The 10,141-nt window shown below is 60.2% G+C and carries 8 protein-coding genes; 6 read left to right on the forward strand and 2 right to left on the reverse strand.

Annotated elements, in window-relative coordinates; translation table 11 throughout:
* Positions 1-21 precede the first annotated feature (21 nt).
* From B7L09_RS15060 to selO, 3 genes are all read left to right on the forward strand, one after another.
* A complete protein-coding gene (locus B7L09_RS15060) occupies positions 22-1,764 on the forward strand; it encodes a potassium/proton antiporter (RefSeq protein WP_094469482.1) in 1,743 nt (580 codons plus the stop codon).
* 34 nt (positions 1,765-1,798) lie between these two features.
* Positions 1,799-5,149, forward strand: a complete 3,351-nt coding sequence (gene mscK / locus B7L09_RS15065) for a mechanosensitive channel MscK (protein WP_094469483.1) — start codon at positions 1,799-1,801, stop codon at positions 5,147-5,149.
* Between the two features lie 48 nt (positions 5,150-5,197).
* The gene (gene selO, locus B7L09_RS15070; protein ID WP_094469484.1) at positions 5,198-6,661 is read left to right on the forward strand and encodes a protein adenylyltransferase SelO; all 1,464 of its coding nucleotides are present in this window, start codon (positions 5,198-5,200) and stop codon (positions 6,659-6,661) included.
* A gap of 6 nt (positions 6,662-6,667) precedes the next feature.
* On the opposite strand, the gene B7L09_RS32405 is transcribed toward selO, so the two are convergent.
* Entirely contained in the window at positions 6,668-7,009 is a 342-nt protein-coding gene (locus B7L09_RS32405; protein ID WP_255142040.1) for a putative type II toxin-antitoxin system PemK/MazF family toxin, read from the reverse strand.
* Between B7L09_RS32405 and trxC the strand changes: the two genes are divergently transcribed.
* A complete protein-coding gene (gene trxC, locus B7L09_RS15080; RefSeq protein WP_094469485.1) occupies positions 6,932-7,366 on the forward strand; it encodes a thioredoxin TrxC in 435 nt (144 codons plus the stop codon). The two genes, B7L09_RS32405 and trxC, sit on opposite strands and share 78 nt — an antisense overlap.
* A gap of 128 nt (positions 7,367-7,494) precedes the next feature.
* Here trxC and B7L09_RS15085 read toward each other — a convergent pair whose 3' ends face one another.
* A complete protein-coding gene (locus B7L09_RS15085) occupies positions 7,495-8,265 on the reverse strand; it encodes a ParA family protein (protein WP_094469486.1) in 771 nt (256 codons plus the stop codon).
* 356 nt (positions 8,266-8,621) lie between these two features.
* On the opposite strand from B7L09_RS15085, the gene B7L09_RS15090 reads away from it, so the two are divergent.
* Together B7L09_RS15090 and B7L09_RS15095 are read left to right on the forward strand one after the other, a co-directional pair.
* Entirely contained in the window at positions 8,622-9,347 is a 726-nt protein-coding gene (locus B7L09_RS15090; protein ID WP_094469487.1) for a beta-ketoacyl synthase chain length factor, read from the forward strand.
* Entirely contained in the window at positions 9,323-10,132 is an 810-nt protein-coding gene (locus B7L09_RS15095) for a lysophospholipid acyltransferase family protein (protein WP_094469488.1), read from the forward strand. The genes B7L09_RS15090 and B7L09_RS15095 overlap by 25 nt, the downstream gene beginning before the upstream one ends.
* Positions 10,133-10,141 lie beyond the last annotated feature (9 nt).

A 10,141-nucleotide genomic window follows, 5' to 3' on the forward strand; every position in this document is an offset into this window, starting at 1 on the left:
CCNNTTTCTGGAGTACTGCCTTTGAATGCGACGACCATCAACAGCCTGTTCTTGATCGGCGCGTTGCTGGTGGGTGCGAGCATTCTGGTAAGTTCTCTTTCGTCACGCCTGGGCATCCCGATTCTGGTGATCATCCTGGCCGTAGGCATGGCCGCCGGCGTCGACGGCGGCGGCATCATCTTCGACAACTACCCCACGGCTTATCTGGTCGGCAACCTCGCCCTCGCAGTGATCCTGCTCGATGGCGGCTTGCGCACCCGCGTATCCAGCTTTCGCGTGGCGTTGTGGCCGGCGTTGTCGCTGGCGACGGTCGGGGTGTTGATCACCACCGCGCTGACCGGCATGGTCGCCGCCTGGCTGTTCAACCTTAATATCATTCAAGGCTTGTTGATCGGCGCCATCGTCGGCTCGACGGACGCCGCGGCAGTGTTCTCGCTGCTGGGCGGCAAGGGCCTGAACGAACGGGTCAGCGCCAGCCTGGAAATCGAATCCGGCAGCAACGACCCAATGGCCGTGTTCCTCACCGTCACCCTGATCGACATGCTGGCCAGCGGCCAAACCGGCCTGCACTGGAGCCTGTTGGGCCACCTTGTGCGTGAATTCGGCATCGGTGCCGTGGTCGGCCTCGGCGGTGGCTGGGTCATGCTGCAATTGGTCAACCGGATCAACCTCGCCAACGGCCTCTACCCGATTCTGGTGATTGCTGGCGGCCTGGTCGTGTTTGCCTTGACCAACGCCCTGCACGGCAGCGGTTTCCTCGCCGTGTACCTGTGCGGCCTGGTGATCGGCAACCGCCCGGTGCGTAGCCGTCACGGCATTTTGCACATGCTCGACGGCATGGCCTGGCTGGCACAGATCGGCATGTTTTTGGTGCTGGGCCTGCTGGTGACGCCGCATGACCTGCTGCCNATCGCCCTGCCCGCTCTGGGCCTGGCGCTGTGGATGATTCTGTTTGCGCGGCCGCTGTCGGTGATGGTCGGCCTGCTGCCGTTCAAAGCGTTCCACGGTCGCGAAAAAGCCTTTATTTCCTGGGTCGGCCTACGCGGCGCGGTCCCGATCATTCTGGCGGTGTTCCCGCTGATGGCCGGCCTGCCGAATGCCCAGCTCTACTTCAACCTCGCCTTCTTTATCGTGCTGGTGTCGTTGCTGGTGCAGGGCACGAGCCTGCCGTGGGTGGCCAAGCTGCTGAAAGTGACCGTTCCGCCGGAGCCTGCGCCGATTTCCCGCGCGGCCCTCGAAGTACACGTCACCAGCGAGTGGGAGCTGTTCGTCTACCGCCTGGGCGCGGAGAAATGGTGCATCGGCGCGGCCCTGCGCGAGCTGAAAATGCCCGAGGGCACACGCATCGCCGCCCTGTTCCGCGGCCAGCAACTGCTCCACCCGTCGGGTAGTACGGTGCTGGAAGTCGACGATTTGCTCTGTGTGATCGGCCACGAACACAACCTCCCGGCCTTGGGCAAGTTGTTCAGCCAGGCACCGCAACGCGGCCTCGANCTGCGCTTCTTCGGCGACTTCGTGCTCGAAGGAGACGCCCAGCTGGCCGCGGTTGCGGCGCTGTACGGGTTGAAAGTCGAAGGCATCGATCCGGACATGTCGCTCGGCCATTTCATTGCCCAGAAAGTCGGCGGAGCTCCCGTCGTCGGCGACCAGGTGGAGTGGAACAACACCATCTGGACTGTTGCGGTCATGGAGGGGAACAAGATCGGCAAAGTGGGCGTCAGATTCCCCGAAGGAAGTCGCCCCGGCCCGGGCTTGTTCCTCTAAACTCCATTCTTCGTCTCGTTTTCGATCGGTCTCTATGTCAACCCTGCGCACTTTTTTCATCATGGCCCTGCTGGGCTTGAGTCTTTCTGTCGGTACGTTGCAAGCGGCCGAACCGCCGACCAGCGAAGCCGTGCAGGCGAGTCTGGACAAGATCGCCGATCGCAAACTGCCGGAGGCGGATCAGAAAGCCCTGCAATCCCTGCTGCAGAGCACGCTGACCCAGCTCAATAACAAGAGCGATTACGATCAGAAACTGGCCGATCTGAAGCAGCAACTGGCCACCGCCCCCAAGCAGAACATTGAGAACCAGCGGGAACTGGCCAGGCTCAAAGCCAGCAAAGTCCAACCGGTTGCGCAGCGCTACGCCAACCAGTCGGTCCAGCAGCTCGAACAAGTGCTCACTGAGCGCTCGACCCAGCAAAGCGATCTGCAGAAAGCACTGGCCGACGCCAACAGTCTGGTGATTACCGCCCAGACCCGCCCTGAGCGCGCCCAGGCTGAAATTTCCACCAGCCAGACGCGCATCCAGCAGATCAACTCGATCCTCAAGGCCGGCAAAGACAACGGCAAGACGCTCAGCGGCGANCAGCGTGACCAGCTCAATGCCGAACTTGCGGCACTGAATGCCCTGATCCCGTTGCGTCGCCAGGAACTGGCCGGCAACAGTCAGTTGCAAGACCTGGGCAACAGCCAGCATGACCTGCTCTCGGAAAAATCCGATCGCCTGGAACAAGAGATCCAGGACCTGCAAACCCTGATCAACCAGAAACGCCTGGCCCAATCCCAGCAGACCGTTACCCAACAATCCATCGAAGCGCAGAAAGCCGGCGGCAGCAGCCTGTTGGCCACGGAGAGCGCAGCCAACCTGAAGCTCTCCGACTACCTGCTCAAAAGCACCGACCGCCTCAACGACCTGACCCAGAAAAACCTGCAGACCAAGCAGCAACTGGACACCGTGACCCAAAGCGACTCGGCGCTGGACGAACAGATCAACGTGCTCAAGGGCAGCCTGCTGCTCTCCAAGATTCTCTATAAACAGAAGCAGGCCCTGCCGCGCCTCAAGCTCGACCGCGACCTGGCCGACCAGATCGCTGACATTCGCCTGTTTCAATTTGAAGTGAACCAGCAACGGGAACTGCTCAACAACCCGGCGACCTACGTCGACAATCTGTTGGCCACCCAACCGCCGGAGCAAGTCACCCCGCAGCTGCGCAAGAGCCTGCTGGAACTGGCCACCACCCGCGCGGACCTGCTGGAGCGGCTAAACCGCGAACTCAGCGCGGTGCTCAACCAATCCATCACTCTGCAACTTAACCAGAAGCAACTGCTCAGCACCGCACAAAGCCTGCGGGCAACGCTCGACGAGCAGATGTTCTGGATTCCCAGCAACAAGCCGCTGGATCTGGAATGGATGCACGGCGTGCCGGAACGTCTGCAACGGCAGGTCACTACGCTGCCCTGGACCTCGAGCCTGAGCGAATTGAGCGATGGCCTGACCCAGCGGCCGCTGCTGTTTCTGCCGTTGGCGCTGTTGATCGGTGCACTGTTGTGGCGGCGAAAAAGCCTGTATGCCCGACTGAGCAAGGTGCACCTGGACATCGGCCACTTCAAACGCGACAGCCAGTGGCACACGCCGCAGGCGATTTTGATCAATATTCTGCTGGCGATGCCGGTCTCGCTGGGCCTGGCCTTGTGCGGTCTGGCCTTGCAGATCGACGCCCGCGGGCAGAACGCCAACNTGGGCGCNGCCTTGTTGCAGATCGCCCAGGCATGGCTGGTGTTCTACACCGCTTACCGAATCCTCGCCCCGGGCGGCGTGGCNGAACTGCATTTCCGCTGGGAAAAACCTCAGGTCGAATTCCTGCAAGGCTGGGTCCGACGGCTCGGGCTGGTGGTGATGGCTCTGGTCGCCGTGGTGGCCGTTGCCGAATTGCAACCGGCGGCGCTGGCCGATGATGTGCTGGGCATCGGCGTGGTGCTGACCTGCTACGCGCTGATGGCCTGGCTGCTGGGCCGCCTGCTGTTGAACAGCCCGACTCACCAGAACGCTTCGCTGTTTCGCAAGGCTGTCGGGGTCATGTTTACCGTCCTGCCCGTGGCGTTGTTCGTGGCCGTGTGNTTCGGCTACTACTACACCGCGCTCAAGCTCAGCGACCGCTTGATCAACACCTTGTACCTGCTGATGTTCTGGCTCGTCATAGAGGCCACCTTCGTGCGCGGCCTGGGAGTGGCCGCACGGCGCCTGGCCTATGCGCGCGCCCTGGCCAAACGCCAGGCCGCCAAGGAAGCCGGTGACGGCGAAGCGGTGATAGAAGAACCGACCCTGGACATCGAGCAAGTCAACGAACAGTCCATGCGCCTGATTCGCCTGGCCCTGCTCGGCGGTTTTATCGCCGCGCTGTATTGGGTGTGGAAAGACCTGATCACCGTCTTCTCCTACCTGGACAACGTCACCCTCTACGAATACACCAGCGGCACCGGCGCCAATATCAGCATGGTGCCGATCAGCATCGGCGACTTGCTCGGGGCGTCNATCATCATCGGCATCACCTTCGCCCTCGCGCGCAACTTGCCGGGGCTGCTGGAAGTGCTGGTGCTGTCGAAGTTGAACCTGGCACAGGGCAGCGCCTACGCCACAACCACCTTGCTGTCGTATGTGATTGCCGGCGTGGGTTTCGTCTCCACGCTGTCTACCCTCGGCGTGAGCTGGGACAAGTTGCAATGGCTGGTGGCGGCGCTGTCGGTGGGGTTGGGCTTCGGGATGCAGGAGATCTTCGCCAACTTTATCTCCGGCATCATGATCCTGTTCGAACGCCCGGTGCGCATCGGCGACACCATCACCATCGGCAACCTGTCGGGCACGGTCAGCAAGATCCGCATCCGTGCCACCACCATCACCGACTTCGACCGCAAAGACATCATTGTCCCGAACAAAACCTTCATCACCGGGCAACTGATCAACTGGTCGCTGACCGACACCATCACCCGCGTCACTCTGAAACTGGGCGTGGACTACGGTTCNGACCTGGACCTGGTCAAAGAGCTGCTGCTCAAAGCCGCGCGCGATAACCCGCGAGTCCTGAAAGAGCCGGAACCCCATGTGTACTTCCTCAACTTCGGCGAAAGCACCCTCGACCACGAACTGCGCATGCACGTGCGCGACCTGGGTGACCGCAACCCGGTAATCGACGAGGTAAACCGCTTTATCAACCGTGAGTTCAAGAACCACCACATCAACATCTCGTTCCGTCAGATGGAGGTCTACCTCAANAACCTTCACGGCCAGGAATACAAAATGGTGCCGATCGAACCTGAAACCAAAACCATCGTGCCGCTGGTGGATGGCAAGTCGCCGCAAGAGCCGCCGCCCGCCAAGCTCGACTAACCGCCCTATCCCTAGCAGAATGCTCGGACATTCTGCTGGAGATGGCCGGTGAAAGCCCTCGACGAACTGACCTTCGACAACCGCTTCGCCCGCCTGGGTGATACGTTTTCCGCCCATGTGCTGCCCGAGCCCATCGACAACCCGCGTCTGGTGGTGGCCAGCCCTGCGGCCATGGCGCTGCTGGATCTCGACCCTGCCGTTGCCGAAACACCGGTGTTCGCTGAGCTTTTCAGCGGGCACAAGCTGTGGGCCGAAGCGGAACCACGGGCGATGGTCTATTCCGGGCATCAGTTCGGCGGCTACACACCGCAACTGGGCGATGGTCGCGGGTTGTTGTTGGGCGAGGTCTACAACGAAGCGGGCGAACATTGGGACCTGCACCTCAAGGGCGCCGGCCAGACGCCTTTTTCGCGCATGGGCGATGGGCGGGCAGTGCTTCGGTCTTCGATCCGCGAGTTTCTCGCCTCCGAAGCGCTGCATGCCCTGAACATCCCGACCACCCGTGCCCTGTGCGTAATCGGCTCCGACACCCCGGTGTGGCGCGAGAAGCAGGAACGCGCAGCCATGGTCCTGCGCCTGGCTCACAGCCATATTCGCTTCGGGCATTTCGAATATTTCTACTACACCAAAAAGCCCGAGCAGCAGGCAGAACTCGGCGAGCACGTATTGGCCATGCATTTCCCGGAATGCCTGGAACAACCGGAACCGTACCTGGCGATGTTCCGCGAAATCGTCGAACGCAATGCAGAGATGATCGCCAAATGGCAAGCCTATGGCTTCTGCCACGGCGTGATGAACACCGACAACATGTCGATCCTGGGCATCACCTTCGACTTCGGGCCGTTTGCGTTTCTCGACGACTTTGATGCTCACTTCATCTGCAACCATTCCGATCATGAAGGGCGTTACTCCTTCAGCAACCAGGTGCCGATCGGGCAGTGGAACCTGAGTGCCCTCGCCCAGGCACTGACGCCTTTCATCAGCGTCGACGCCCTGCGCGAAACCCTTGGCCTGTACCTGCCGCTGTACCAGGCCCACTACCTGGACCTGATGCGCCGCCGCCTCGGTCTCACCACCGCTGAAGAAGATGACCAGAAACTGCTGGAGCAGTTGCTGCAACTGATGCAAAACAGCGGCGTCGATTACACGCTGTTCTTCCGCCGCCTGGGGGATGAATCAGCGGAACTGGCAGTCGCCCGCTTGCGTGATGACTTCATCGACATCAAAGGCTTCGATGCCTGGGCCGAGTTGTATGTCGCCCGGGTTGCCCGCGAAGGCGAGGTTGATCAGGCGCAGCGCCGCGAGCGGATGCATGCGGTCAACCCGCTGTACATCCTGCGCAACTATCTGGCGCAGAACGCCATCGATGCGGCGGAAAGCGGCGATTATTCCGAGGTTCGGCGACTGCATGCGGTGCTGAGCAATCCGTTTGACGAGCAAGCGGGGATGGGAAGCTACGCCGAGCGGCCGCCGGAATGGGGGAAGCATTTGGAGATCAGTTGTTCGTCGTGATGTTGGTCAGTCCAGGGGATCAATGGCACTGACGACGCGAGCAACGATGTCTGCCATCGTAACGTCATCAAGTCGCTCAATGAACGTGGCTGAGCCGTCGCGCACCCGCTGCTCAATATCAAAACTACGTACTTGATTACAAACCGCGACACCGTTTGTTTCTCCCGAATATGTGAGCATCACGGTGCCTGCCCGGTTTTGTTGTCTTGATAAACGTAGCGCGCGACTCCAAATCAGTTTTAGACAGCCCAAACATTCAGAGCCTCGACCATGACCGACCCACTCCTCATCCCCTGCCCCCACTGCAACGGCCTCAACCGCATCCCCGCCGAACGCCTCAACGATCATCCAAAGTGTGGCCGATGCAAGGCCGAGGTCTTGTTGAACAAGCCGTTCGAGTTGAAGCAAGGCGATTACGCCAGCCAGATCAAGGGCGACCTGCCGCTGCTGGTGGACGTGTGGGCCGAGTGGTGTGGGCCGTGTAAGTCTTTTGCGCCGGTGTTTGAGCAGGCAGCGGCTCAGTTGGAAGGCAAATGTCGCTTGGCCAAGCTGGACAGCGAGGCTAATCAGCAGCTCTCGGCGCAGTTGGGGATTCGTTCGATCCCCAGTTTGATTCTGTTCAAGAACGGCCGCGAAGTGGCGCGCCAGAGTGGGGCTTTTCCGTTNCCGCAGTTGATGAGCTGGTTGCGTAGCCAGGGGATTTAACACCACCGCGATTCAATGTGGGAGCAGGCTCCCACAGTGGATTGGTGTCACGCCAGGAATCGGATTTAACACCACCGCGATTCAATGTGGGAGCAGGCTCCCACAGTGGATTGGTGTCACGCCAGGAATCAGGCGTTTTCCAGAAGGTTATGCAGTTCGACGAATTGCTGCGTCAGCTTATGCCGTGGGTCGAGGTGGATCAGCGGCTTGTTCTCCTGGTGCGACTCGCGCATGCGCACGGAGCTGGCCAGGTACACCGGCAGCACCGGCAGGCCTTCGGCGATCAGCTCGTCGAGAATTTGCTGCGGCAGGCTGGCACGGGCCTGGAACTGATTGACCACGATGCCTTCCACTTCCAGGCCTTCATTGTGGTCTTCCTTCAATTCTTCGATTTCCGCCAGCAAGCCGTACAGCGCCTGGCGCGAGAAACTGTCGCAATCGAAGGGGATTAGTACCCGATCAGCGGCAATCAATGCCGATACCGCATAGAAGTTCAGCGCAGGCGGGGTATCAAGATAGATGCGGTCGTAATCTTCCCCCAGTTCCTCAAGCAATTTGCGCAGCTTGTTGATCTTGTGTTTGGCCTCAAGTTTGGGCTGCAGGTCAGCCAACTCGGCGGTCGCGGTGATGACATGCAGGTTATCGAACGGCGTTTCGTAGATATCCACCCGATTTTTCTTCGAAAACGGCCCGGAAGACAGGGTTTGCTTGAAGAATTCGGCAATGCCCATCGGGATATCGTCGCCGGTCAGNCCNGTCAGGTATTGAGTGGAGTTAGCCTGGGCATCGAGATCCACCAACAGGGTGCGATAACCCTCGCTGGCGCTGACCGCCGCCAGATTGCAGGCAATGCTGGATTTGCCCACGCCACCTTTCTGATTGAACACCACGCGCCGCATGTCAAAAACCTCCGTGTATCAAAGAATGACCGAGTGTAGTAGTCCACGGCGCTGCTTAGCTACCTCGCCGGCATGGGGACTACACAGTCAGGGGCAATCTCTTAATAAAAAAGCCGCCAAACCCGCCACTGATTACCGACGAGGCTGACAGACATGCTCACCCCGATGTGGATAATGGCCAAACGACAGCTTTTTCACGGACCAACCAGTACGTTTCATTGAGCAAAATGTAACCATCATTTGCTACGCACCCGTCGCAACGGGATAATGCGCGCCACTCGGCGCCAAGCGCCACCCAGGCAGTTCGCTTTTTTTTGCGATTCGCCGCGTCAAGGAAGCCCGCAGGGGCGGGATGTATGCCTGTGATCAATTTCAACATCGCCCAATGGCGCGCGTGGGCCCCTGGGCTCGAAAGCGTGGACGATTGGCAGGTCTGGAGCCGACAACCGGTCGCGCTTCAGAGCAGCGATGCCGCCCCCGACGTGTCTTTTCTGCCGGCCATGCAGCGCCGACGGCTCAGTCGCCTGGCACGAATGGCGTTCAGCGTCGGCTGGCCCCTGGCCGATGGTCGCCGGGACCTACCGTTGGTCTTTATTTCCCGTCATGGCGAAACACCTCGTACCTTCGAAATCCTCAGCGATCTGGCCGCCGGACAACCGTTGTCGCCAACTCAATTCAGCTTGTCGGTGCACAACGCGGTTATTGGCCTGTGGTCGATCCTGCGCAATGAAACCAGCGAAATGACCGCCCTCGCCGCTGCCGGTGATGGCCTTGAACACGGCATGCTAGAGGCCGCAGCGCTACTTTCCGAAGGCGCGCCTGCCGTGTTGCTGATCGTCACTGAAGAAAAACCGCCTGACGCCTACTCGGCCTGGATCGACGACGTGCCGTTCCCCTATGCAGTCGGCCTGTTGCTGACACCGGGTACCGACTGGCAGTTGTCCCTGAACAGCACTTGCGATGCGTTGTCCAACGCCCATTGGCCCCATGCCTTGAATCTCTTACGTACCCTGCTCGGCCAGCAGACCACCTGCCAACATGCCTGGAAAAATCGTGTATGGACCTGGCAACGCAACCTGTAACCGAAAAAAACCGCGACGCCTATTACTGGCGTCTGCTGGCCACCGCCGCAAGCTTCACCCTGTTCGGGTTGGGCGGTCTGTGCCTGCGGCTGGTGGTTTTTCCGTTGCTGAGCTGCCTGCCCGGCGATGCCCAGACCCATCGATTACGGGCACGGCAAACTGTCAGTCGCTGCTTTTGGTTTTTTGTCCGGTTCATGGCCCGTACCGGCGTACTGACCTACGACATCCAGGGCGCGGAAAAACTCGGGCGCCCCGGCCAAATGATCATTGCAAACCACCCGTCGCTGATCGACGTGGTGTTTTTGATCGGCCTGGTGCGCCAGGCCAACTGCGTGGTCAAGCAGAGCCTGTGGCAAAACCCCTTTACCCGTGGCCCGCTACGCCGCACCGAATACATCAGCAACGACGGCAGCATGGACATGCTCGACGCTGCGGCAGACGCACTGAAAAGCGGTCAGACTCTGATCATCTTTCCCGAAGGCACACGCACCCAGCCGGGCGAACCGCCGGCCTTTCATCGGGGTGGCGCGGCAATCGCCCTGCGCGGTGCGAGAATCCTGACCCCGGTGATCATCAAGGTCAGCCCCAGCACTCTGACCAAGGCCGAACCCTGGTATCGCATCCCTAAATGNCGTGTGCACTTCAGTTTCTGCGTCGGGGCCGATATAGACCCACAAGCCTTTGCCGCGAGTGGCCCTGCGCCTCAGGCTTCGCGCAAGCTCAACGATTATTTGCATTCTTATTTTATTAAGGAGCTCGCCGAAGATGAGCGATCTACACCGTGAAATCAAAGA

Source organism: Pseudomonas mandelii (assembly GCF_002251635.1).
GTDB lineage: Bacteria > Pseudomonadota > Gammaproteobacteria > Pseudomonadales > Pseudomonadaceae > Aquipseudomonas > Aquipseudomonas mandelii_B.